The organism is Enterococcus italicus DSM 15952 (genome assembly GCF_000185365.1).
Taxonomy (GTDB): Bacteria; Bacillota; Bacilli; order Lactobacillales; family Enterococcaceae; genus Enterococcus_G; species Enterococcus_G italicus.
Map to the genome: position 1 here is coordinate 1,871,754 of NZ_GL622241.1, position 22,856 is coordinate 1,894,609.

The window sequence follows — 22,856 nt, forward strand, 5'->3', positions numbered from 1 at the left end:
ATCTTGTGCTGTGACAACTTTTACATCATACCATCGTTTCAACGTGATGTCAACAACTAATTTTTATTTTTTAAATCTCAGTTGTTATCCTTTGTTAGCGACTTGATCATCTTATCAAATGCAATGTTATTTGTCAACATGTTTTTTTAATTTAAAAACTGTTTTATCAGTATTTAACTATCTTGTAACAAGTCAACTTCGTTATATTACCATCGATATCGGCAGTCGTCAACACTTTTTCATTCTTTTTTAAAAATAAGGCATTCCTTCAATTTCAAACTTTTGGATGACCTTTTGCATTTGTCCGAATGACTGCCACAGATAGCCTTCCGGCAGTTGATTTGGCACGTCTACTTGCTCATCAAGTTCGAAAACAAACAGTGGGACATTTGTTCCTGCAATCACACCATTGGTTAACTCTAATAGTTTTAAGCGTGAAATTTCTATGTTTGCTTCTTCTTTTAATACTTCTAAAATACTGGCTAATCCAGTTTTTTCTGCACTGCCCGGTGTTGATACTAAATGCATTTTGCCCTGTTCTTGCTTAATTAAAAATAATTTTGTGCCATCGAGTTGTGTCAACATAACTATTCCAGCTATCCATTTTTTCTTAATCATTTGCCCACCCCGCTACAATTCTATGATATTGCTACGCTTCTTCCAAAAAAACTAAAGCCTCTTCAATCCATACCGGCAATGCTTCTTCTATTGATTGAAAACCAATCTTTTTATTTTTGTTTGTGAAGTATTTTTTTCGTCGATTAGATATTGGAGTATATGTGTGTGTCAACGTTCGTCGTGATAGACTAATTTTTTTTGAAAATGCATCAATATCAATGACTTGAACTGTTACTTTTTGCCCTACTTTAAGTAGCTCATGAATATTTTTAGTATAACCTGATTGAATTTCGGAAACATGGATCAGTCCTTGTGTATTTGCATCTAATGAAACAAAGGCACCGTATGGCTGTATACCGGTAATTGTGCCCTCAATTACTTGTCCTATCTTATATGTCATATTTCCCCCTTCTTTCATTGGTTTATATTATACTGTATCTAAGCAAAAAAATCTAAGCAAAAAAATAGCGAGGGCATTCCTCATGAGGGTGGTTGGATAAATGGTGAACTTCAATGAAGCAATACAACGGCGTGGAACAAACAGTATCAAATGGGACAGTATCGAAAAAACATATCAGAAAAAAGACTTATTGCCTTTATGGATTGCTGATATGGACTTCAAGGCACCTCTCGCTGTCCAAGAAGCACTGGCAGAATTTGTCTCTCAAGGAATCTATGGGTATTCTTTCGCTCCGGATAGTCTGTATGAATCAATTATTAATTGGCAAAAGAATCGTCATAACTATGAATTAACAAAAGAAGAGACTCTATTTAATAGTGGCGTTGTTCCAAGTATCGCTGCAGCCATCCATGCCTATTCTTCCGTCGGTGATGCAATATTGGTGAACGATCCTGTCTATCCACCTTTTTCTGCCACTGTAAAAGATGCAAAGCGGACACTTGTCCGCAGTCCTTTACTAAAAATGAATGGTCAATTCGAATTTGATTTTGATGATTTAGAAAAGAAGATGCAAACACACACAATAAAGCTGTTCATACTATGTAATCCGCATAATCCCGGGGGAAGAGTCTGGACAAGAGCAGAATTACAAAAAATCGGCCTCTTGTGTAAACAATATGGTGTTCTGATTGTTAGCGATGAAATCCACCAAGACTTAATTTTGCCATCGTACACTTTCCATTCCTTCCAAACGGTGGATCCTTCGTTTGCCGACTTTTCAATTGTCCTTGCAGCGCCGACTAAAACATTCAATCTAGCAAGTATTAAAAATTCGATGATCTTCATAAAAAACAAAGAGCTACGAAAAACGATGCTCGCACTTCAACATGAATGGCGCTTCGATGAAATTAATACATTCGGGTATATCGCGACGGAAGCAGCCTATCGCGAGGGTGCAGAGTGGTTGGATGACTTATTGCCATTTTTAGCGCATCAAGTACAAATCGTGCGCGACCATTTTAAAGAACACCTCCCACAAGTAGAGGTGATGATTCCGCAAGGCACCTATTTAATGTGGCTGGACTTTTCAGCTTTTGAGCTATCGGATTCACAATTGCAAGACATATTAATCGAAAAGGCAGGTGTCGTCTTGAACTACGGCTATACTTTCGGCCCCCATGGTCGTCAGCACATCCGGCTGAACATTGCCTGTCAAGAAGAGATTTTAAAAGAAGGTCTCACTCGTTTGACCAACGCATTTAAAGAGTAGTTTATACGAAGCGACAAATATCATTTTGTCTTATTACAAAGCAAGAAAGCTACGACAATAAAAAGAACCCAAAATCCAAAAGTTTGAGAAACAATTCCGGATTTCGGGCTCTTTTTACTTATGACTGAATAACTCTTTCTCAGCCTCTTTGGCTTACTCGTTTATTTCGATGGCTTCGATTACTACGTCGTGGACTGGACGATCTTGTGGTCCCCTTTGTACTTGGGCGATGGTATCTACAATATCCATACCATTAACAACATGTCCGAAAACAGTATGACGGAAATCAAGCCAAGGTGTTCCGCCTTCGCGATACGCTTCTACTACTTCTTTAGGATAGCCTGCTTCTTCCATTTGCGTCATCATGTTCGCTGGGACATTTTTGTTATTGACGATAAAGAACTGGCTACCATTTGTATTTGGTCCAGCATTGGCCATTGATAATGCGCCACGAACGTTAAATAATTCTGGAGAAAATTCATCTTCGAATTTTTCGCCGTAGATGCTTTCGCCGCCCATACCAGTACCGGTTGGGTCGCCCCCTTGGATCATAAAATCCGGAATAACACGGTGGAAAATCACATTATCATAGTAGCCTTTTTTTGCTAGTTCGATAAAGTTTTTTACGGTTTTTGGTGCGAACTCTGGGAATAATTTTACGGTAATGTCTCCCATGTTTGTCTTGATTGTTGCTGTTGGTGTTGTTTGTTCATTTGCAGTTAATTGTGGAAATTGTGCCAATTGCTTCTCCTCCTTGATTCATCTGTTACTATCATATCAGAAAACATCAAAAATGCCACGCACCAATTTCTCTGCTATAATCGTCTTATTGTCAAACGAGAGGAGTATGTCAAATGGAAGTCTTTGACTTGACTATCATTGGTGCTGGTCCAGTGGGAATGTTTGCTGCATTCTATGCCGGTATGCGCAATGCCAAAACAAAAATGATTGATACCTTACCGCAACTAGGTGGTCAATTAGCTACGTTATATCCTGAAAAATATATTTACGATATCCCTGGTTTTCCAAAAATAAAAGCAGGTGAACTCGTTCAAAACTTAGAAAATCAATTGCGAACATTCCATCAAACGTATTGTTTACAAGAGCAAGTAATCTCCCTCAATAAAGAAGAGGACATCATTGAAATTACGACCAATAAAACAACACATTACTCGAAAGCAGTTATTTTAGCTCTAGGTAATGGCTCGTTTCAGCCTAGAAAACTAGCTGTTGAGAATGCTGAGTCTTATGAAAATGCTGGTATTGATTATTATGTGCCCGACTTAATGAAATATGCTGGCAAAAAAGTTGCAATAGCAGGTGGTGGCGATTCGGCGATTGATTGGGCTTTAATGATTGAACCTATTGCTGAAGAAGTTTATTTGATACACCGTCGACCGGAATTTCGCGCCCATGAACATAGTGTTACTAAACTGCACAATTCATCAATTTCTGTATTGACCCCTTATGTCATTCATCGCTTGCAAGGCGAGGGACAATTAGATACGATTGTCTTGCAAGAAGCTGTGGGAGAAGAACAAGTCGAGTTAGCAGTGGATTCATTGATTGTAAACTATGGCTTTCGTTCTTCGCTCGATTTGAAAAAATGGGGCGTCAATAGTACACGCCAAGGGATCATGGTCCAGTCTGACATGCAAACATCTCTTCCGGGCGTTTATGCATGTGGCGATATCGCACATTATGAGGGCAAAGTAAAACTCATTGCGACTGGCTTTGGTGAAGCTCCTACTGCAGTAAACAATGCCTTGCATTTCATCGATCCCAAAAATCGAACCCAGCCGATGCATAGCACGAGTCTCTTTCAGTAAGAGCAAATGCTTCAAACCAACTTATTTTTTGACGGAAAGGATTGACTTAGTTGACTGTTGAACAAAGCACTTTAGAAAAAAAAGCCCGTGCACTACTTGAAGAACGTGGTGTACCAGTAATTGAAATAGCGAAATTGGTTTATTTTTTACAAGAAAAATACATTCCAGAGCTTACTCTAGAAGAATGTATGGAAAGCGTCGAGGCTGTCTTAAAAAAACGAGAAGTCCAAAATACCATCCTAACTGGTATTCAACTAGACGTTTTAGCAGAACAAAATAAATTGCTTACGCCGTTACAAGATATTGTTGCCAAAGATGAAGGTCTTTATGGCATCGATGAAATTATGGCCTTATCAATTGTGAATGTCTACGGATCGATTGGCTTCACTAACTATGGCTACATCGATAAAGTAAAACCGGGTATTCTAGCGATGCTTAATTCACATGAAGGTCCGCAAGTTCATACATTTTTAGATGATATCGTCGGTGCCATGGCGGCTGCAGCAGCTAGTCGCATCGCCCATCAACATCCAAATGCCGCAATTTAAAAAAGGCCATCTAATCCAGAAGTTTGAAAACGAACTTTTGGATTGGATGGTCTTTTGTTTTTAGCTAATTTTGTCCCAGTCTCTCACTTTACTTAACCCGATGCTTAAACATTCGTTTTGCATAGAAAAGACTGCCAAGAAAGAACATTTCCAATAAAACGAAGAAGAGCACAAAACAATACAAGAAAAACTGCTCTGGCAAGATATTAATAATCGGATCGGTCACTGGATCGAATTGCCAATCAGCATTACTAAAAAATAATTCATGAAATGTCACAAAAAAACGATCAAAGCCCATCGCCATCATAAGCGCGAAAACGATTGGAATGATACTTGCAGTCTGGAACGGACGAATGAGTCGCCACTCTTGCTGACGTTTATGGTTTTGATACAAAAATACCGCAGCTGGAATCACCGTTATAAGCCCCACTGCATAATTTAGTAAAAATAATTTTTTTACATCTACAAAATGGCTGAGTCCCGATGCCGACATTGGGAAGTCAGCTAATTGCAAGGTCTTCACCCAAGGGAAATTCAAATATGCCAAAAGTTGATGATACGAAGTCATCAACTCTGCTTTTGATAAAGTAGTCCAATCTAAAATTGCCAACTGATCGATTGAAAAACGATACAGCCACATGCTATTGATGGTCAATGTAATAGCCAGCGTCAGTAGAAAAAGCATCAAACAAGCTAGTCCGCTCCAAAACCACCAAGTAGATTTATTCATCGGCGACTACCCAATCATCTAATGAGTCAATAACATAAGTCGGTGCAATTGGTAAGGTAGGGACGGCTTCTTTCGGGGTAAACCCTGATAGGACCAATAGCGAATCAATGCCATTTTTTATCCCCGCAGTAATATCTGTCTCATAGTTGTCACCAACCATTACCGCTTCTTCTTTGGAACAGCCGAGATGCGCTAATGCTTTTTCCATAATAATGGCTTCTGGCTTGCCAATGCAGACAGGGTCCACTTGCGTTGCTGTTGCTAAGAATGATAGTAATGCACCGGCGCCTGGTAATAGCCCTCGTTCAGTCGGAATATTTTTATCTGGATTGGTACCAATGAAATGGGCACCTCTTTTTATCGCCAGTGTCGCTAATGCAAATTGTTCATACGTCACATTGGAATCTAAGCCCACGACGACATAAGCTGGATTCACTTCATCCCATATATAGCCTGCTTCTAGAATTGGTTCAATCAGTCCGGCTTCGCCAATGACATAGACCGTTTTGGCTAATTGCTTGTCATTCATGTAATCAATCGTCGCCAACGTCGCCGTGTAGACCGTCTCTGGTGCAACATGAATATCAAACTCCGTGGCTAAACGATTGGCTACAACAGCTGGACGCTTGGTCGTATTATTGGTCACAAATAAAAAAGGAATTTGCGCATGTTGCAAGCGTTCAATGAAGCGTTTGCCAGCTGGAATCGGCTCTTTTCCTAAATAAATGGTGCCATCTAAATCAATCAAATACCCCTTATAATTCATCTATTCGCCTTCATTTCTTTTCCGAATCGTAAATTCTTTTTTCGTCGTACGGGTTGTTTTTTTTTCGTCGGTGTCTCTTTCTTTTGCTCGTTTGTTTGCCGAATTTTCATTTTTTTCTTATCAGGTCGCGTGTTAACTGGCGCTTTTTTCTCTGCTATATGCGCTTGGTCTTTGACCTTTTTGGTAGTCGATGTGCGTCGCTTGTTCTTTTTCATCTGTGTTTTTTCTTTTTTGCCACCAATGCGTTCAATCACAAAGTAGGAACAGCCAAAATTGCAAAACTCATATAAATAATCTTCTAAGGCATCGATCCGTTGGTCAGGCAATACTTTTTTATTATCTGTCCCAAAAAATCCTTTTAATCGTAGCTGCTCATAGCCCCAATCACCTACAATGTAATCATAGCGGGCAAGTACTTCGCTATAGCGGTCGACCAGCCTTTGTGCATCAAAGCCCTCGCGATAATCTCTTACCAACCGATACTGTCTACCATCAATTAAAAATTCAGACTCTGATAATTGCTCGAAAGCCAGTCCTTTATTTTTATTACCTATACTGGTTTCTTCCACGATTTCTTCTAATACCGCTGTCAGTTCAGCTGTTAAATTTTCTTCATTGGCCATTTTTTCACCACCTTGTTCTATTATACCGATTTTCTTTCATTTCGGCAGTATCTTCTTTCGTTCTTTTTACGTTAATGGGAATTTCTTTTGCAAATCATTACCGACGACTGTACGAATAAACTCAGGAAATAAAAACGTCACGTCACCTGCGATTTCAATCGTTGGGAAGAAAGGGATAAACATAAAGTGATCCACTGTTGTAAATGAATAGTTTTGCTGTTCATCGACTGGCTTCCCTTGCCAATACACTTGGTGATTGGTCGCATCATAGCTAATACCCAGATAACGAATTTGGCCAAAAATTTTTCCTCTAAAGCCCATACCCACCATTTGATAATGTGACAAAAACAAGCGATTTTTTTCCATTTCAAGTATCATGCGAATCAGGTCTTTGCCTTGCAACCGTACGCGAATCAAATGCATCGGATGTGGCAAGATACTATGCACCTGATCTTGACTGATTCGCCCAACTGGTAATGATTCTAAAAATAAGCCTGAGTTCAAGATAGCACTATCAGTCGCTCCTCGCTTACGCACGGCATCCAAGGCCTCCTCAATCAAGGAGTGTTCATATAGTTGTGGGTCATTGGTCAATGGATAAGGCAAATAGCCGACCGTCAATTTCGCTAATTGCTCATGTCCTTTTAGTGCCCATTTTGTAATTTGTTGCTCATCTTCTGGATAAGCCAACATCTCTTCGATAGAAAAAGTCCGAGCAGCGCTAGTAATGTGGGTATCGTTACAATGAAGCTCGACTTCACCGACATAGCGGCCAAACTTCCCTGCTGCTGCTAGTTGCACGCTATTTCGTTTTTCGCCATTTGGAAACAGATGGTGCGTGTGCGAACCGATAATCACGTCAAATTGAGGAAACTCATCCGCAATTGTATAGTCAGCTTGAATCCCTAAGTGACTAAGCAAGATCAGGACATCCACTTGCGGCCGTAATTCATTTACAAACTCTGGCAATAATTCCAACGGATCGCGAACGTCCCAGCCATTTGGAGCATAAGTTAGCGGAAATGGTGCGGTCATTCCGATCATCGCTATCGTCAGTCCATTATTCAAAGTCATTATCTTGTAAGGTTGCGCCCACTTTGGTCGCAATAAAGTTGTTTTATCAAATAAATTCGCAAGTACAACATCAAAATTGGCATAATCAAACAAATGATTCAAACACTCTTTCCCATTGCCAATGCCTTCATTGTTGCCGATCGTGATGGCGTCATAGTGCAAGGTATTCAGCTCTTCAATGTTGGCTTGGCCGTTGGTAGCTTCGGTCAAAGGATGCCAACGATCCATGAAATCTCCTAAATCAACTGTCAATACACATTCTTCACCATCTGCTACTTGCCTTTGCTTGACGAATCGCTTGACGCGTGGCCAATTTTCAAAATGAGAGTGCAAGTCATTGGTGTGAATAATCCGTAATTTTTTGCCCACTTGGTCAGATCACCTTCTACTAGTATTAGTCAAAGTTTGGCATAGCTCAGCTTTTTTGTCAAAAAAAAGTCAAAGTAAATGAACACTCATCTACTTTGACTTCCGTTATGTATCAGACACATGAAGACGCCTGCTTAGTGCTGCTTCCTTCCAGACCTGACACCATTCACAAGGTCCTCATTGTCCTAGCCTTTCGGCACTCATTAGTATACCTTATTTTATTCAGGTAAGCTAGTCTTTTTTGAGGCGAACTTTTTCTTTTGTCGCAATTCTTTAAAGAAGGTCCGCAACAAGTCGCTACATTCCGCCTGTAAAATCCCTGCTTCTACGTAACTCCAATGATTAAAGCGTTCATCTGTCGCTAAATTTAGCAAGCTGCCCGTTGCACCACCTTTGGGATCATAAGCACCAAAGTATATTTCTTCTACTCGCGAAAGCATCGCAGCACCTCCACACATTGGGCATGGCTCAAGTGTAACAAATAACTGACTGTCCTCTAAGCGCCAGCTTCCTACCTTCGCGCAGGCTTCTCTAATCGCGATCATCTCAGCATGCATCGTCGCATCTTGCGTTGTTTCCCGTAAATTATGACCGCGGCCGATGATTTCCCCTTCAAGTACGACCACTGCCCCGATTGGTACCTCAGCGATTGCTTGGGCTTTTTTTGCCTCACCAATGGCCGCGCACATAAAATATGCTTTCTCTTCCTTTGTTAATGTACTCGTTTTCTCCACATTTTTCCCCTTTGATTCGTTTCCTTCACAAAAAAAGACTGTCACATTGCTTGCAACAGTCTTTTACTTTTTAAAATACACTCGTTACTAAATCTTGTAATTTTTCTTTGACAGTCTCTGTCGTTTCTTTGACGTTGTTTCCATAAACTGACACTTGTTTTTTGCCTTTTTTAACTTTTTTGACTACATTCATAACGTTGTTAATATCTTTGTCGCTCAAATTATCAACAACCCCTAATAGTGTTTCATTTCCATCAAACTTATCAGAAACGAATTTTTTAATTTTCCAACGATTACTTGCATAGCGTACTTTCGTTAGTACTTTGTCCGAAACGACGGCTGCTGTTACAATTCCTGTTACTGCTATCACACCTACACCAATTGATAATTTTGTTGAAGTTTTCATAGTTATCCACTCCTTCTTCTAACTTTATGATACCACGGGGCAGTAATTTTGTTTACTGAAATGATTGTTTACACGGGTGCCTAATTACGACGATTGTTTGCTATCACGATTAGTCGTAATAGCTGCAACAAGGTCGTAATCGCAGCGGCAACATATGTTAATGCTGCTGCAGTTAGGACTTTTCGCGCCATGGGTAATTCTTCTTCAGTCAATAAGCCGCCTTCTCCTAAAATTGCTAACGCGCGTCGTGACGCATTAAATTCGACTGGTAACGTCACCACTTGGAAAACAAACGCCATTGAAAAAGCAAGAATTCCGAGATTGACTAAAAACGATCCTCTTAAGAATAAACCAATCAAGATTAACGGCATTGATATCGCCGATCCTAGGTTGGCAACGGGGACAATCGCTGCTCGGATTCTAAGCGGTGCATAGCCCACAGCATCTTGCACGGCATGACCACATTCATGCGCTGCGACGCCGATAGCAGCGACGGATGTCGACTGAGCTGTCGATTGTGACAGACTTAAAATTTTCGTCCCTGAATTATAATTGTCTGTCAAATCACCAGCAATCTCTTGTACTCCGACATTATGAATGTCTTGATTTTTCAAAATATACTGTGCCGCTTGGGTACCGGTGACTCGCTTTTTACTTTGAATTTTGTCGTATTTGCTATAGGTACTTTTGACAAACGCTGAGGCAGCAAGAGAAAGTGCCATACCAACGACGACTAATAAAAGGGTGAAACCATTATCTAAGCCAAATATCATTTTTTCGTCCTCCTATCATTTCTTTTATTTTACCATGCTTAACGATAAAGGAACACTTCTGTTTGCTTGTTCAAAAAAATTTAAATAGTTACATCTTCATCGACGATCGATCCTTCAACGACAATATTGGTATCGCCAATCAAGAACAATTGATCTTTTTGAACTTGAACTTGCAATACACCACCAAGAGTCTGAAGTGAGACGGTCGTGGACGGCACAATGCCTTTTTTCACTAACGAGTACGCCGTTGCCCCAGCGCCAGTCCCACAGGCGTAGGTAAAGCCCTCGACGCCTCGCTCAAATGTCCGTAAAACAATCTGTCCTTGATCGTCAACCGCATAGAGATTCACATTGGCGCCTTTTGGTAGATAGTCCCAATAACGCAATTCTCTAGCAAATGACTCAAAGGATGCCAATGGCTCTGTCGCTAACGCATCACACCGGACAACGAGATGAGGCAACCCAGGATTACCTAATTCAATATAATCTACTGAAATATTCTCATAAGGTAAATCAAATTGTTCCACGGTGGGTTCATTTAATTGGACTTTATACGTCCGCTCATCTAGCCGCCATGCCGGCACATCACCTGCCACTGTCTCAATCAACATCTTGTCGCTAGCTAGGTCATTTTCGTATGCATAGCGTGCTAGACAGCGTGCGCCATTGCCACACATTTCGGCTTCTGTTCCGTCAGCATTAAAGAAAATCATGCGTACATCGCCCGTATTTTGTGGTACATCGACGACCATCAATGCATCTGAGCCGACAGACAGACGTCTTTGGCAGATTTTTTTCGTCAATGCCACCAATTGCTCATTAGATAAGTGTAATTTTTGGTTATCAATCACGATAAAATCATTACCGGCACCTTGCATTTTATAAAACGGAATTTTCATAATCGTCGCTCCTAACGTAAATGAGTTGGTATCACTTCATTTTGGATCATTTGTTGGTATGATTGGCGTTTAACGACTTCTTCCGCTCGACCTTCTTTGACAAAAATAACTGCAGGAATGGCAATTTTATTATAGTTACTCGCCATTGAGTAGCCATATGCGCCAGTCGTATAGGTAGCGAGAATATCCCCTGTCGCAACTTTTGGCAAGAGCGCATCTTTGACTAAGATATCCGTGCTTTCACAGATTTTGCCAGAGATTGTAACCGGCTCAAGGTCTTGGTCGGTTTGCTTATTTGCGATGGCCACTTCGTATTGTGCCTGATACAGTCCTGGTCGGATGTTGTCAGTCATACCGCCATCGATTGAAGCATAGGTCCGGATACCTGGCAGTTGCTTGATACTACCAATTGTATGAAGCGTAATGCCTGCTTCAGCGACAATGCTTCGACCTGGCTCAATCACAATGGTCGGCCGATAGAGTTGATGCTCTTCACAAAAAGTAATCGTCGCCTCCATCAATGGGTCTAAGAAATATGCATAGGGTTGACGAACATCTGCTTTTGTATAGCGTACGCCAAAGCCTCCACCATAGTTCAACTCCTTCACCTCATAGTCAAAGCGCTCTTTGATTTGTTTGACTAGGTTTAGTGCCACATTCGCCGCTGCTAGGTGGGTCTGGTTATCTGCTAGTTGACTCCCAATATGAAAATGAATGCCGTAAAAATCAATTTCCGGCGCATCGATTGCTTGCTTGATTAATGGAAACAACACCTTCTCGTCCAAAGGTATCCCAAACTTTGAATCTTTTTGGCCCGTGGAAATGTAACGATGCGTTTGGACCGTAATTTCAGGTGTAATTCGAAAGAGCACCTTTGCCGTTTGTTTTTTTTCACGACAGATGTGTTGAATTAAGTCCAACTCTTGCATGCTATCAATGATAAAGCGACCGACTCCATAATCCAATGCTTCTTCTAGCTCCGCAACTGATTTATTATTGCCATTAAATTCAATTTTTTCAGGTTCAAAGTCAGCGGCAATCGCCGTGTATAATTCGCCACCGCTGACCACATCCAAGCACAGGCCTTCTTTTTCAACTAACTTTAGCATCGCTAGAACATTAAATGCTTTAGAGGCATAGGCGACTCGTACGCGTTCATATTTTTGGATAAAGTCTCTTTGTAATTCTCGGCAAGCTTGCTCAATCATCGACTCTGAAAAAACATAGAGTGGCGTGCCATATGTTTTCGCTAATTCGACTGTGTCGCAGCCATCCCACAAAAGATGATTTTTTACTTCGCTCATACTGATTCCCCTTTATTTAATTCTGCAATTAATTGACGGTAGCATTCAATACCGCCTAATAGATACGTTTCGTCAAAATTCATCTTGCCACTATGCAACGGTGCTACGTATCCTTTGCTCTCATTGCGGATTCCTACAAAGAAAAACAACCCGGGAATTTCCTTTTGGTACATCGAAAAATCCTCTGCCAACATATAAGGCGGCGTTTGGACATAGGATGTCTTAGCAATTTTCTTTAAGGCGTCGACCATACTTGGGTCGTTGTCAACGACGCGATACATATGATTAAATTCAACCACACATTCACAGCCATATCCTTTGGCAATTTCGGTCGCCACACATTGGACACGCTCTGTCATGGTATCGTATACATCATCAGAAAACGCCCGCATGGTGCCCTCAATTTTTACCATACCAGGAATGATATTCATCGCTTCGCCACCCGTTATTTTGCCAAATGTTAAAACTGCAGACTCCATGGGGCTGATGTTTCGTGAGACGATCGCATGCAAGCCTTGAATAATAGCTGAGGCTGCTAGGATCGCATCAGCTCCTTGCTGTGGCTGCGCGCCATGTGAGCTAATACCTTTAACGGTTAGGTAGATTTCGCCATTTCTAGCCATCATGGCATGCGACTTACAGGCAATGATTCCTTCATCAAATTCAGGAAATACATGAAGTCCGATGATTTGATCGATTTGAAATTTTGTCAAAAAGCCATCGTCAATCAATAATTGTGCGCCACCTGGTCCTTCTTCAGCCGGCTGAAAGAGTAAGACGATAGTGCCGATAATTTCTTCAGGATGCAAGGATAGATATTGAGCGAAGCCTAGCATAGTCGCCATGTGCCCATCGTGACCACATGCATGCATCTTGCCAGGGTGTTTAGACGCAAACTCAACACCCGTCTCTTCCATTACAGGTAATGCATCGATGTCAGTGCGAAAAGCAAGTGTCTTGCCCTCTTTTTCTCCGCGGTAGACTGCTACGACTGCTGTATCTAATAAATCATAGACCTCCGTTACCCCGAAGTCTGCTAGTCTTTTTTTTATGTAGGCACTTGTCTCTTTTTCTTGTAGCCCTAATTCAGGTATCTGGTGTAACGCCCGTCGATCTGCGACAACCTCTGTTAACAAATCATTTACGGCTGAACTTATTTCCATCAAATCATTCCTTTTTTTCTTTTTCCTCATGATATTCTCGCCATTTTCTCGGATAATCATTGATATTTTCTAATATTATAGTATATAATTCCAATAATCTATAGTGAATTGGATTTTTTATTTAATTCAGAAAAAAATAGATGTGTACGAGAGGATGTGTAAAAAATGGCAATTTTTGAAGGCGCTGCAGTTGCATTAATTACCCCAATGAAACAAGACGGAACGGTGGACTATGAAAAGCTGGATGAATTAGTAGAATGGCAAATTCAGTCAGGCATCGATGCAATTGTCGCATGTGGGACAACTGGTGAAGCCTCAACCTTAGTTGATGAAGAACATATCGCTGTTATTGAAGCAGTCGTAAAAAAATCGGCAGGTCGCGTGCCTGTCATCGGTGGGACTGGTTCAAACAATACCGAACATGGGATTCATTTATCAAAAGAAGCCCAACGCGTAGGAGCCGATGCCTTATTAGTCGTTACTCCTTATTATAATAAAGCAACGAAGACTAGTTTGATTGCACATTATCGTGCAATTTGCGAAAGTGTCGATTTACCTGTCCTACTGTATTCTGTTTCTTCAAGAACGGGCATGAATTTAACAGCGGAAACTGTTGCCGAATTGAAAAAAATACCAAATATTAAAGGCATCAAAGAAGCTAGCGGTGACATCTCACAAATCGTTGAAATCGCCCGCTTAGTTGATGAAGACTTCGCTCTTTATTCTGGTAATGACGATCAAGTCCTTCCTTTATTATCAGTCGGTGGTCTTGGAGTTATCTCAACAATCGGCAATATTGCTCCTAAGCAAACCTCACAAATGGTGCACGATTATCTTCAAGGTGACTTGAAAAAAGCAAAAGACATGCAACTAACACAAAAACCATTGATTGATGCGATCTTCGCCGAGGTAAATCCTGTGCCAATCAAAGCTGCTGTCTCTTTATTAGGCAAATGCGAGTTGCATTACCGCTTGCCACTAGGAGTACCAGAAGACGCCACAGTCGACCGTCTGAAAAAAGAGATGACCGCATTTGGTTTGTTATAGGAGGAAAACTTTATGACAAAAATCATTTTAAGTGGTGCTCAAGGACGAATGGGTAAAGTCATCACGCAACTGGCAACAGAAAATTCTGCTTATGAGATTGTCGCTGGTATCGATCGCCAAGTAGATACCTCTGCAACTTTTCCAATTTGTCACACATTAGCAGATGTGAAGGAATCAGCAGACGTAGTGATTGATTTTTCTTATTTTGAAAACGTTCCTGCTTTGCTAGATGATGCACAGGCTTCCGCCCTACCGATTGTCGTCGCTACGACCGGCTTACCTGAAGAAACGCTAAAAAAAATGGAGAGCGTCTCGCAGACGATTCCTGTCTTTTTTTCGGCAAATATGTCTTTAGGTATCAATGTATTAATTCAAGCCCTTCAAAAGATTACCCCAAGTCTTGAAGCGGACTTTGATATCGAAATGATTGAAAAGCATCACAATCAAAAGAAAGACGCTCCAAGTGGGACGGCACTTTTATTGGCAGATAGTATCAATGATGTTTGCCAAACAAAAAAAGAATATGTCTTCGGTCGCCAAGGCAATCACAATGAAAACTTACGTAGCCAAATGGGAATCCACGCCGTCCGCGGTGGTACCATTCCCGGTGAGCATACCGTATTGTTTGCCGGCCAAGATGAACTCATTGAATTAAAGCATACCGCACTGTCACGCGATATTTTTGCCAATGGTGCCTTAAAGGCCGCGGCATTTTTGGTTAAGCAAAAACCTGGGCTTTACTCAATGAATGACCTATTAGCCCACTAATTTAAACGAAGAGGTGACTCCATGTCTGACTTACAATTTACAGATCCATATGAACTAGCAAAATTTATTAAAAACGCAACGAAGCAAACCCCAGTCAAAGCTTATATTTCTGGCGACTTGGCTGACGTTAAAGCTACCGACATCCACTTATTTGGAAGCAACTCTTTTTACTTTGCTGTTGGAGATGCTGAACCAATCCAAGCTTTCCTTGAAAAAAACAAAGCTGCAATCAAAGATATCTATGTCGAAAATGACCGTCGTAACTCAGCAGTCCCTTTACTAGATTTAACGACAGTTGATGCCCGAATCGAACCAGGCTCATTTATTCGTGACCAAGCAGTCATCGGCAAGAATGCTGTCGTTATGATGGGTGCTGTGATTAACATTGGTGCTGTGGTCGGCGAAGAAAGCATGATTGATATGGGCGCGATTCTAGGCGCTCGTGCGACAGTCGGTAAAAAGGCTCACATCGGCGCAGGCGCCGTGTTAGCTGGCGTTCTCGAACCACCTTCAGCGACACCAGTGATTATTGAAGATCACGTCTTAATTGGTGCCAACGCTGTGGTATTAGAAGGTGTACGGGTAGGTGAAGGCGCAGTCGTCGCAGCTGGATCTGTGGTGACTCAAGATGTTCCTGCCGGTGCGGTCGTAGCGGGCTCTCCAGCCAAAGTCATTAAAATGAAGGACGAAAAAACCATCTCTAAAACAGAATTTCTAGATGATTTACGCAAGTAGCATACACAGCTGAGCCAAAAATTAGCAAAAGACCAAAAAACCAAAAGTTTGAGAAATAACTTCTGGTTTTTTGGTCTTTTTTAGCTAGTTTGGCTCAGCATCTTGCTATATGACTTTACTTTCCAAATGGTAAGACATTAACAATACCAACTAACCATTGCTTTCTTTGTAGGCGGGCCAATAGCTTTTTGCCCGCCTGTGTTAACTCACTTTCAAGCGAGAACCTCCGTAAAGACTGAATGAGCACGACTAATTCTTGATCTTCAGACTGACTAGTCGCTAATTTTTCAACTGTCTGATTGATTAATAGCTTCTCTGATTTGGATAAATCAGGATAATTTTGGACATACTTCGTTAAATAATTGGCTAACCTATTCATACGCTCGCCTCCATTTTTTGACTATAGCATCTTCCCATTTTCTGCCATATACTGTTGACACAATGCTTGAATTTCTTGATAAATCTCTTGGACCTCAGCTAAATCAGTCGCATTGGCTCCACTTGCTAGTGGATGACCACCACCATAATGTTTTTTTGCCAATTCGTTAATAACTGGTCCTTTTGAACGCAGACGCACGCGATAGGACCCGTCAGGTTGTTGCACAAAGATCGCCCACGCCAAAATTTCTTCGATATTGCCAGGTAAGGAAACCACACTAGCCGTTTCTGAATCACTCACACCATATTGCGCCATCAATTCTTTGCTGAAAATAACTTTGGCTGCTCCGTTTTCATCAGCATCAATTTGTTCATAAACATACCCGGATAGCCGTGCAACTTTTAGTGGCATTTGTGAAATTTGCCGATTTAATTTGGATGCATCAAACTCAAATGTTCTTAATTTAGCTGCTAAGGACAACGTTTCGGTTGAAGTAGATGGGTACAAGAAGCGTCCAGTATCGCCAACGATACCCGCATAGAGTAGCCGAGCTGACTGTTCATTCATCACTAATTGTTCTGGAAATAGTTGCCAGAATGAGGCAATCATTTCACTACAACTACTTGCATTGGTGTTCACCCAGACGATATCGCCATATGGCTCATCATTGGGATGGTGGTCAATTTTGATTAGCTTATCCCCTAACGAAAAGCGCTTGTCACTCACTCGAGGAGCATTGGCCGTATCCGTAACAATGACTAGAGCACCTTGATACAAATCATCGCTCACCTCTTGCATCTCTGCTAGAAAAGCCAATCCTTCGACTGGACCACCCACTTGATAAATTTCTTTCTCTGGATAAGATGATCGCAGTAATTCTGCTAAGCCTACTTGTGACCCTAGCGCATCTGGATCAGGACGCATATGGCGATGGATGATGATTCGTGAATAGGCTTCGATTGCTTGTAATATTTCTGCTTGCTTTTGCATAATTTTTCCTCTTTCTAAGGTCGTTCCATCAATTGACAAACCACCATCGCCTTAGCAACTAATGAATTCTCAATATAGACTTCCATATCGATTTTTGCTGACCGTCTACCTAGCTCTAAAATGCGTGTCTTTAATGTAAATTCACTTTCCAATTGAATTAAGCGGAAATAGTGCAAACTCACTTGTTCAATCCACACATTTTTTCTTTGATTGACTTTCATTGTTTGTTTTGCCGCATGAGCGACCACTTCATTTAGCACACCAAACGAGATGGTCCCCATCTCATTCACCATCTGCGGCGCAACTAAAAAGCGAAATTCTGGCTCACTAAGTTTCCCATCGACAGCTTGTGGAGTGGTCATCTGAATTTGACCCGTAATTTGATCAGAAATGGTATCAGAGACTTGTGGTTGTCTTTGAATCAACTGCATAGCCTTCATAATATCTTGTCTCGTCACAATCCCAATCAGCGTCAAATCATCTGCCACAACCGGCATCACTTCTAACCCATCCCAAATCATTTGGTGACTGACAGAGGCAACGCTCATTTCTTTTTTGACTATTCTTGGCTCTTTTGTCATCAGTCGCTCAATTGATTGTGTCTCGTTTTTACCCAAAATATCTTTGGCGGTAATAATTCCAACGACGCGCATATTCTTATTGACGACTGGGAAACGTGAATGCTTGGTTTCTTCGGCGATGCGATTGTATGCAGCCACCGTATCACTTATCGTCAAATAATGAGTTTTTTCTAACGGCATATAAATATCACTAACGAGCAAGATATCCTTTTTGATTAATTGGTCACTTAGGGCCCGGTTAATCATCGTCGCTACGGTAAAAGTATCATACGTCGTTCTCAAGACTGGTAATGATAATTCATCGGCTAAGGCAGCAATCTCAGGGATCGTATCGAAGCCACCAGTAATTAAGACCGCCGCACCGTCCTCTAGTGCTAATTTTTGTGCATTGGTACGATTACCGACGATCATCAATGATCCCGGCGTCACATAACGCTCCATCGCACTGACTTGCATCGCTCCAATCACAAAACGATTGAGATCTTTATCCAATCCACTTGCGCCACCTAATACGTCCGCTTCAGTAATCTGAACCACTTCACGAAAAGTAAGTTTTTCGATATGTTTTTTTAATTTTCGTTCAATACGAATTGTTCCAACACGCTGAATCGTTGACACAAGACCGATATTCTCGGCATCTTTAATCGCTCGATAAGCCGTTCCTTCACTGACTGATAAATCTTTTGCTATTCCTCGCACTGAAATCCGTTCACCCACCGGTAGGCTTTCAATATGGGTTAAAATCAAATCGTGTTTTGTTGCCATGTTTACACCTCGATCGTTTCACCGACAGTCATTACTTTGCCGACACCTTCTGGCAAGCGAGCAATAAATGCTGTAGGATCTTGTTTGATTTGTGGAAATGTATTGTAATGAATTGGTACTACTTTTTTTGCATGTAGCCGCCCCGCAGCTATAACTGCATCATCTGGACCCATCGTAAAGTTGTCACCAATTGGTAAAAACACAACATCAAGGTCGTACTTTTCACCGATTAATGCCAAATCACTAAAATCAGCTGTATCACCAGCATGGTAAATTGTCTTACCATCCGCTTCAATGACTACACCTGTTGGCTCCCCTAAATAAATCGTCTGACCATTCTCTTGGATACTAGAACTATGTAGCGCTGGCGTCAAACTCACACGCCCAAAAGGAAATAAAAAGCCACCACCAATATTTAGACCATGGGTTTGCGCTATACCTTTATTGCTTACATACCTCGCAATTTCAACAATACTGATGACAGTTGCTTGATTTTGCTTTGCAATTGCCACTGTATCTCCCAAATGATCACTATGGCCATGGGTCACTATAACCCACTTCGCCTTTACATCACTCGGTGCTTTATTCGTCAAGGGATTATTTGTTAAAAATGGATCGATAATCACAGCAGAACCATCCTTCATCATTACCTCGATAACTGAATGTCCTTGGTAGGTAATCTTCATCACTAGCACCCTCCATTTCAGAATTGTTGCAGTTTATTTTATAACAGTCTCATACGAGCATTATAACAGATAATTCGTTTTTGGAAAACACAGGTTACTTAATAAAAAAATCCTAGTGCAACAGAAATCAGATCGTATTGCTAAATCCGAATACAGTAAGACAGTATTAGCTACGACAAAAAAAAGCCATAAAATCCAAAGTTTAGAAACAGCTTCTGGATTTTATGGTCTTTTTACTAGTTGTTGTGCGCCTCTGTCTCAGTCACTTCTGTATTAGCGACGACGATTTCTACCACTAGCTTCCATAATAACAGGTAGAATGACCGGTCTGCGTTTTGTTTGTTCGAAAAGGTATCGACTTAATTGATCGCGAATGTCTTGTTTTAATTTCGCCCATTCGAACTCTTCATCTTGTAGGTGTTTGGCTACAATCTCGCTTACCATCTCGCCACTCTCTCTAATTAAGTCTCGGCTCGCTTTTACATAAACAAAGCCTCTAGATGTAATTTGTGGTTTTGACACAATTCGTTTTTCTCTACGATTAATTGTCACTACAGCAATGAAAATACCATCTTCTGATAATACTTTACGATCACGCAATACGATATTTCCGATATCTCCAACGCCGATACCATCGATCATAATGTTGTCAGCAGGTACAGTACCTGCTAATTGCATCGTTCCGTTGGCATAAACTAAGACATCCCCTTTTGCAAGCAAGAATACATGATCTTCGGCAATTCCGATTTCTTTGGCCAAGTCTGCGTGAGCAACCATTTGGCGGAATTCACCTTGCACTGGTAAAAGATACGTTGGTTTTAATAAATTAAGCATCAGTTGCAAATCACTCGGATTCGCATGGCCAGAGACGCGGAAATTGTCAGAAATATTTTTTACATTTCCACCTGCTCGATACACCATATCTTCCGTTTTAGCAACTACGGTCTCCATGGCAATCGTAGGTGTTGTTGTAATGTAAACTAAATCACCTTCTTGAATCCGCAACGTGCGGTGTGTGCCGTTTGCCATTTTTTGTAGTGACTTGATTGGCTCACCCATCCGCCCGGTTTCTAAAATAAGCAATTGATTGGCATCATAATTTTTCATTTCTTTCTGCGTAATAAACAAGTCTTCATCTGGTAACGTCAAGCTACCTAACTTCATCGCCGTACGGATGATTTTGCCAAAATCTTGTCCTGTTAAAACAACCTTTCGACCTGAAACGACAGACGCATCCAGAATTTGCTGTACCCGCTGGAGGTTACTTGCCACGCAAGCGACAATAATCCTACCCTCCCAGTACTTGATGGTATCTGTGACTTCATCGGCAATTTTTGCTTCTGAAGCGACTTGAGCTGGATTTTCGGCATTGGTAGAAGTGCTCAATAACGCCAATACCCCTTCGCGACCAATTTCAGCCAAACGAGCAAAATCTGTTTGATACATTGGAACAGCTGCTTGGTCAAACTTAAAATCACCTGTATAGACAATATTGCCGGCTTCTGTTTTTAAGCTAATCCCTACTGATTCAGGGATTGAATGTGTTGTCCGGAAAAAGCTGACCGTTGTCGTGCCAAAATCAATCTCAGTGTGCTCATCAATTACATGAAATTCTTTGTATTTCTTGGTAGCTTCATTGCGATGAACAATCATTTTGGCCAATTCCACTGTCAATTTGGTTCCAAAGACCGGCACTGGTACTCTTTCTAGAAAATATGGTAATGCGCCAATCGCATCTGCGTGTCCATGCGTCAAGAAGACACCTGCAACACGTTCGGCATTTTCTTCTAAATAGGAAAAATCAGGAATGACTGTATCAATTCCTAATAATTCATTCTCTGGATAGCGTAAACCGCAATCCAATACAAAAATATCTTCTCCCACTTCAGCCACGTACATGTTCTTTCCGTTTTCTCGTACGCCACCAAGTGGAATCAGTTTGATATCGTCCAAAAAATTCACCTCTTCAATCTTTTTTCTTATCTATCGATTCTTAATAAAATAGATATCCTCAAGCATTCGCTGATCCCTTTCATTATACAACAAAAAAAAGAAAAGCGTGGGATTCCCCAAACTTTTCTTGAAAAATCACTTAAATATGAAGCAAATCCATTTCATGTAATGTCTCTGCAATTTGAACAGAATTCCAAGCAGCACCTTTTAACAGGTTATCAGAGACGACCCATAGATGCAGACCGTTTTCGATATCCAAATCTTTACGAATCCGTCCAACAAACGTTTCTTTTTGATCCACACACTCGATTGCTTGTGGGTAAACTTGTTGGCTTGGATCATCTTCCAAGACCACTCCAGGAGCACTTGCAAGTGTCTCACGCACATCTTGCACACTAATTTTTTCTTTCGTTTCGATGTAAACAGATTCTGAATGGCCACTTGCCACGGGAATACGCACACAGGTCGCCGCTACTTTTATGGCAGCATCTTCCATAATTTTTTTGGTTTTCATTCACCATCTTCCACTCTTCAAACGTGTAATCATCTTCAGCAAATTTATCAATTTGAGGTAAGGCATTAAAGGCAATCGGATAATGCTTTTTGTCTGCTCCAGCTGGTAAGATTTCAGCTTGCCATTCACTTACTGGTACACCATTTAAATAGTCTTGCGCTTCGCTTTTTAGCTCCTCTACTGCCCGTGCACCTGCGCCCGACACTGCCTGATACGTCGAAACGATGATACGATCCAATCCTGCTTTTTGGCGAATTGGTTCTAACGCAACCATCATTTGAATCGTCGAACAATTCGGATTTGCGATGATTCCTTTGTGTTTTTTCAGTGCTTCTTTATTGACTTCAGGTACTACCAATGGCACTTGTGGATCCATGCGGAAATGACTCGTGTTGTCCACAACAACCGCACCACGTTTGACTGCTTCTGGTGCGAACGTAGCAGAAATGCCACCACCCGCACTAAACAAAGCCAAATCAATTCCCTCAAATGACTCTGGTACTAGTTCTTCGACTGTCAAGGTTTCCCCTTTAAATTGCAATGTTTTGCCAGCAGAACGCTTCGATGCCAACAATACCACTTTCTTTAAGGGCAATGTTGTCTGCTCCAACATTTGAATCATTTTCGTTCCTACTGCTCCTGTTGCGCCCACGACCGCAACATTGTACCCGTTACTCATTCACGAACAACTCCTCATTATTAAAACTTTTTCATCATTTTATCACACTTTTCTTTCTATTACACAAGTTAATTTGAGGTATGTATGTAAATAAACATTCTTTTTCATTATGCGATGAAAAACACAGCAAACACAAAACTGGTTTAGCTAAACAAAAAGACCAAACAATCCGAAAGTTATTTCCATCACCTTTGGATTGTTTGATCTTTTTGCTCGGAGCTATACGCTTTTGTCACGACCTCTTTTAAACGGT

Annotated in this window: 23 protein-coding genes, 1 other RNA gene and 2 pseudogenes; 6 read left to right on the forward strand and 20 right to left on the reverse strand. The window is 41.1% G+C overall.

Annotated features, from left to right (window positions below):
- Positions 1-249: 249 nt before the first annotated feature.
- Positions 250-618, reverse strand: coding sequence for a hypothetical protein (locus HMPREF9088_RS08720; RefSeq protein ID WP_007208849.1), 369 nt, complete (start codon positions 616-618; stop codon positions 250-252).
- A 31-nt stretch (positions 619-649) separates the two neighbouring features.
- Positions 650-1,018, reverse strand: coding sequence for a CvfD/Ygs/GSP13 family RNA-binding post-transcriptional regulator (locus HMPREF9088_RS08725; protein WP_040366902.1), 369 nt, complete (start codon positions 1,016-1,018; stop codon positions 650-652).
- Positions 1,019-1,118: 100 nt separating this feature from the next.
- Here HMPREF9088_RS08725 and HMPREF9088_RS08730 point away from each other — a divergent pair, with 100 nt between their 5' ends.
- On the forward strand, positions 1,119-2,288 hold the full coding sequence (locus HMPREF9088_RS08730) for a MalY/PatB family protein (RefSeq protein ID WP_007208851.1): 1,170 nt from the start codon (positions 1,119-1,121) through the stop codon (positions 2,286-2,288).
- Positions 2,289-2,441: 153 nt separating this feature from the next.
- Here the strand turns inward: HMPREF9088_RS08730 and HMPREF9088_RS08735 are convergent, their stop codons facing one another.
- Positions 2,442-3,029 (reverse strand): peptidylprolyl isomerase, encoded by a 588-nt coding sequence (locus HMPREF9088_RS08735; RefSeq protein WP_007208852.1) that lies wholly within the window; start codon positions 3,027-3,029, stop codon positions 2,442-2,444.
- 113 nt (positions 3,030-3,142) lie between these two features.
- Between HMPREF9088_RS08735 and HMPREF9088_RS08740 the strand changes: the two genes are divergently transcribed.
- Positions 3,143-4,117: an NAD(P)/FAD-dependent oxidoreductase gene (locus HMPREF9088_RS08740; protein WP_007208853.1), complete on the forward strand. Its 975-nt coding sequence runs from the start codon at positions 3,143-3,145 to the stop codon at positions 4,115-4,117.
- Between the two features lie 50 nt (positions 4,118-4,167).
- The gene (locus HMPREF9088_RS08745) at positions 4,168-4,665 is read left to right on the forward strand and encodes a phosphatidylglycerophosphatase A family protein (protein WP_007208854.1); all 498 of its coding nucleotides are present in this window, start codon (positions 4,168-4,170) and stop codon (positions 4,663-4,665) included.
- 88 nt (positions 4,666-4,753) lie between these two features.
- Here the strand turns inward: HMPREF9088_RS08745 and HMPREF9088_RS08750 are convergent, their stop codons facing one another.
- The 11 genes and pseudogenes from HMPREF9088_RS08750 to HMPREF9088_RS08795 form a co-directional block, all read right to left on the reverse strand.
- Positions 4,754-5,395, reverse strand: a complete 642-nt coding sequence (locus HMPREF9088_RS08750) for a TIGR01906 family membrane protein (protein ID WP_007208855.1) — start codon at positions 5,393-5,395, stop codon at positions 4,754-4,756.
- Positions 5,388-6,161 (reverse strand): TIGR01457 family HAD-type hydrolase, encoded by a 774-nt coding sequence (locus HMPREF9088_RS08755; RefSeq protein WP_007208856.1) that lies wholly within the window; start codon positions 6,159-6,161, stop codon positions 5,388-5,390. Before HMPREF9088_RS08755 ends, HMPREF9088_RS08750 begins: the two co-directional genes overlap by 8 nt.
- A pseudogene (locus tag HMPREF9088_RS08760) lies at positions 6,162-6,784 on the reverse strand (YutD family protein).
- Between the two features lie 66 nt (positions 6,785-6,850).
- Positions 6,851-8,227 (reverse strand): bifunctional metallophosphatase/5'-nucleotidase, encoded by a 1,377-nt coding sequence (locus HMPREF9088_RS08765; protein WP_007208858.1) that lies wholly within the window; start codon positions 8,225-8,227, stop codon positions 6,851-6,853.
- Between the two features lie 105 nt (positions 8,228-8,332).
- An RNA gene (ffs, locus tag HMPREF9088_RS11490) (signal recognition particle sRNA small type) lies at positions 8,333-8,419 on the reverse strand.
- A 26-nt stretch (positions 8,420-8,445) separates the two neighbouring features.
- Positions 8,446-8,961: a tRNA adenosine(34) deaminase TadA gene (gene tadA / locus HMPREF9088_RS08770; protein ID WP_040366904.1), complete on the reverse strand. Its 516-nt coding sequence runs from the start codon at positions 8,959-8,961 to the stop codon at positions 8,446-8,448.
- A 70-nt stretch (positions 8,962-9,031) separates the two neighbouring features.
- Entirely contained in the window at positions 9,032-9,367 is a 336-nt protein-coding gene (locus HMPREF9088_RS08775) for a hypothetical protein (protein ID WP_007208860.1), read from the reverse strand.
- 80 nt (positions 9,368-9,447) lie between these two features.
- Entirely contained in the window at positions 9,448-10,140 is a 693-nt protein-coding gene (locus HMPREF9088_RS08780; protein ID WP_007208861.1) for a zinc metallopeptidase, read from the reverse strand.
- Between the two features lie 80 nt (positions 10,141-10,220).
- Positions 10,221-11,039: a diaminopimelate epimerase gene (gene dapF, locus HMPREF9088_RS08785; protein WP_007208862.1), complete on the reverse strand. Its 819-nt coding sequence runs from the start codon at positions 11,037-11,039 to the stop codon at positions 10,221-10,223.
- 11 nt (positions 11,040-11,050) lie between these two features.
- The gene (lysA, locus tag HMPREF9088_RS08790) at positions 11,051-12,343 is read right to left on the reverse strand and encodes a diaminopimelate decarboxylase (protein ID WP_007208863.1); all 1,293 of its coding nucleotides are present in this window, start codon (positions 12,341-12,343) and stop codon (positions 11,051-11,053) included.
- The gene (locus tag HMPREF9088_RS08795; protein WP_040366907.1) at positions 12,340-13,506 is read right to left on the reverse strand and encodes a M20 metallopeptidase family protein; all 1,167 of its coding nucleotides are present in this window, start codon (positions 13,504-13,506) and stop codon (positions 12,340-12,342) included. Before HMPREF9088_RS08795 ends, lysA begins: the two co-directional genes overlap by 4 nt.
- A 165-nt stretch (positions 13,507-13,671) precedes the next feature.
- On the opposite strand from HMPREF9088_RS08795, the gene dapA reads away from it, so the two are divergent.
- From dapA to dapD, 3 genes are read left to right on the forward strand one after another with little or no spacing between them, the layout of a single operon-like run.
- Complete coding sequence (gene dapA / locus HMPREF9088_RS08800; RefSeq protein ID WP_007208865.1) at positions 13,672-14,553, forward strand: 4-hydroxy-tetrahydrodipicolinate synthase; 882 nt, start codon at positions 13,672-13,674, stop codon at positions 14,551-14,553.
- 12 nt (positions 14,554-14,565) lie between these two features.
- The gene (gene dapB / locus HMPREF9088_RS08805) at positions 14,566-15,321 is read left to right on the forward strand and encodes a 4-hydroxy-tetrahydrodipicolinate reductase (protein ID WP_007208866.1); all 756 of its coding nucleotides are present in this window, start codon (positions 14,566-14,568) and stop codon (positions 15,319-15,321) included.
- 21 nt (positions 15,322-15,342) lie between these two features.
- On the forward strand, positions 15,343-16,056 hold the full coding sequence (gene dapD, locus HMPREF9088_RS08810) for a 2,3,4,5-tetrahydropyridine-2,6-dicarboxylate N-acetyltransferase (protein WP_007208867.1): 714 nt from the start codon (positions 15,343-15,345) through the stop codon (positions 16,054-16,056).
- Positions 16,057-16,171: 115 nt separating this feature from the next.
- Here the strand turns inward: dapD and HMPREF9088_RS08815 are convergent, their stop codons facing one another.
- The 6 genes and pseudogenes from HMPREF9088_RS08815 to HMPREF9088_RS08840 form a co-directional block, all read right to left on the reverse strand.
- Complete coding sequence (locus HMPREF9088_RS08815; RefSeq protein ID WP_007208868.1) at positions 16,172-16,435, reverse strand: hypothetical protein; 264 nt, start codon at positions 16,433-16,435, stop codon at positions 16,172-16,174.
- Positions 16,436-16,456: 21 nt separating this feature from the next.
- Complete coding sequence (locus HMPREF9088_RS08820; protein WP_040366910.1) at positions 16,457-17,425, reverse strand: DHH family phosphoesterase; 969 nt, start codon at positions 17,423-17,425, stop codon at positions 16,457-16,459.
- Positions 17,426-17,439: 14 nt separating this feature from the next.
- Positions 17,440-18,771, reverse strand: coding sequence for a DRTGG domain-containing protein (locus tag HMPREF9088_RS08825; protein ID WP_007208870.1), 1,332 nt, complete (start codon positions 18,769-18,771; stop codon positions 17,440-17,442).
- Between the two features lie 2 nt (positions 18,772-18,773).
- Complete coding sequence (locus HMPREF9088_RS08830; protein ID WP_007208871.1) at positions 18,774-19,457, reverse strand: metal-dependent hydrolase; 684 nt, start codon at positions 19,455-19,457, stop codon at positions 18,774-18,776.
- A gap of 273 nt (positions 19,458-19,730) precedes the next feature.
- A complete protein-coding gene (locus tag HMPREF9088_RS08835; protein WP_040366911.1) occupies positions 19,731-21,410 on the reverse strand; it encodes a ribonuclease J in 1,680 nt (559 codons plus the stop codon).
- A gap of 139 nt (positions 21,411-21,549) precedes the next feature.
- A pseudogene (locus HMPREF9088_RS08840) lies at positions 21,550-22,603 on the reverse strand (aspartate-semialdehyde dehydrogenase).
- Positions 22,604-22,856: the final 253 nt, after the last annotated feature.

Bases quoted from the DNA above. Each gene is read 5' to 3' on its own strand.
- lysA (WP_007208863.1), bottom strand. From the start codon at position 12,343: ATGAGCGAAGTAAAAAATCATCTTTTGTGGGATGGCTGCGACACAGTC.
- dapA (WP_007208865.1), top strand. From the start codon at position 13,672: ATGGCAATTTTTGAAGGCGCTGCAGTTGCATTAATTACCCCAATGAAA.
- HMPREF9088_RS08740 (WP_007208853.1), top strand. From the start codon at position 3,143: ATGGAAGTCTTTGACTTGACTATCATTGGTGCTGGTCCAGTGGGAATG.
- HMPREF9088_RS08730 (WP_007208851.1), top strand. From the start codon at position 1,119: ATGGTGAACTTCAATGAAGCAATACAACGGCGTGGAACAAACAGTATC.
- HMPREF9088_RS08750 (WP_007208855.1), bottom strand. From the start codon at position 5,395: ATGAATAAATCTACTTGGTGGTTTTGGAGCGGACTAGCTTGTTTGATG.
- dapD (WP_007208867.1), top strand. From the start codon at position 15,343: ATGTCTGACTTACAATTTACAGATCCATATGAACTAGCAAAATTTATT.
- HMPREF9088_RS08795 (WP_040366907.1), bottom strand. From the start codon at position 13,506: ATGGAAATAAGTTCAGCCGTAAATGATTTGTTAACAGAGGTTGTCGCA.
- HMPREF9088_RS08755 (WP_007208856.1), bottom strand. From the start codon at position 6,161: ATGAATTATAAGGGGTATTTGATTGATTTAGATGGCACCATTTATTTA.
- HMPREF9088_RS08720 (WP_007208849.1), bottom strand. From the start codon at position 618: ATGATTAAGAAAAAATGGATAGCTGGAATAGTTATGTTGACACAACTC.
- HMPREF9088_RS08820 (WP_040366910.1), bottom strand. From the start codon at position 17,425: ATGCAAAAGCAAGCAGAAATATTACAAGCAATCGAAGCCTATTCACGA.
- HMPREF9088_RS08775 (WP_007208860.1), bottom strand. From the start codon at position 9,367: ATGAAAACTTCAACAAAATTATCAATTGGTGTAGGTGTGATAGCAGTA.
- HMPREF9088_RS08815 (WP_007208868.1), bottom strand. From the start codon at position 16,435: ATGAATAGGTTAGCCAATTATTTAACGAAGTATGTCCAAAATTATCCT.
- HMPREF9088_RS08830 (WP_007208871.1), bottom strand. From the start codon at position 19,457: ATGAAGATTACCTACCAAGGACATTCAGTTATCGAGGTAATGATGAAG.
- dapB (WP_007208866.1), top strand. From the start codon at position 14,566: ATGACAAAAATCATTTTAAGTGGTGCTCAAGGACGAATGGGTAAAGTC.
- HMPREF9088_RS08725 (WP_040366902.1), bottom strand. From the start codon at position 1,018: ATGACATATAAGATAGGACAAGTAATTGAGGGCACAATTACCGGTATA.
- dapF (WP_007208862.1), bottom strand. From the start codon at position 11,039: ATGAAAATTCCGTTTTATAAAATGCAAGGTGCCGGTAATGATTTTATC.
- HMPREF9088_RS08825 (WP_007208870.1), bottom strand. From the start codon at position 18,771: ATGGCAACAAAACACGATTTGATTTTAACCCATATTGAAAGCCTACCG.
- HMPREF9088_RS08780 (WP_007208861.1), bottom strand. From the start codon at position 10,140: ATGATATTTGGCTTAGATAATGGTTTCACCCTTTTATTAGTCGTCGTT.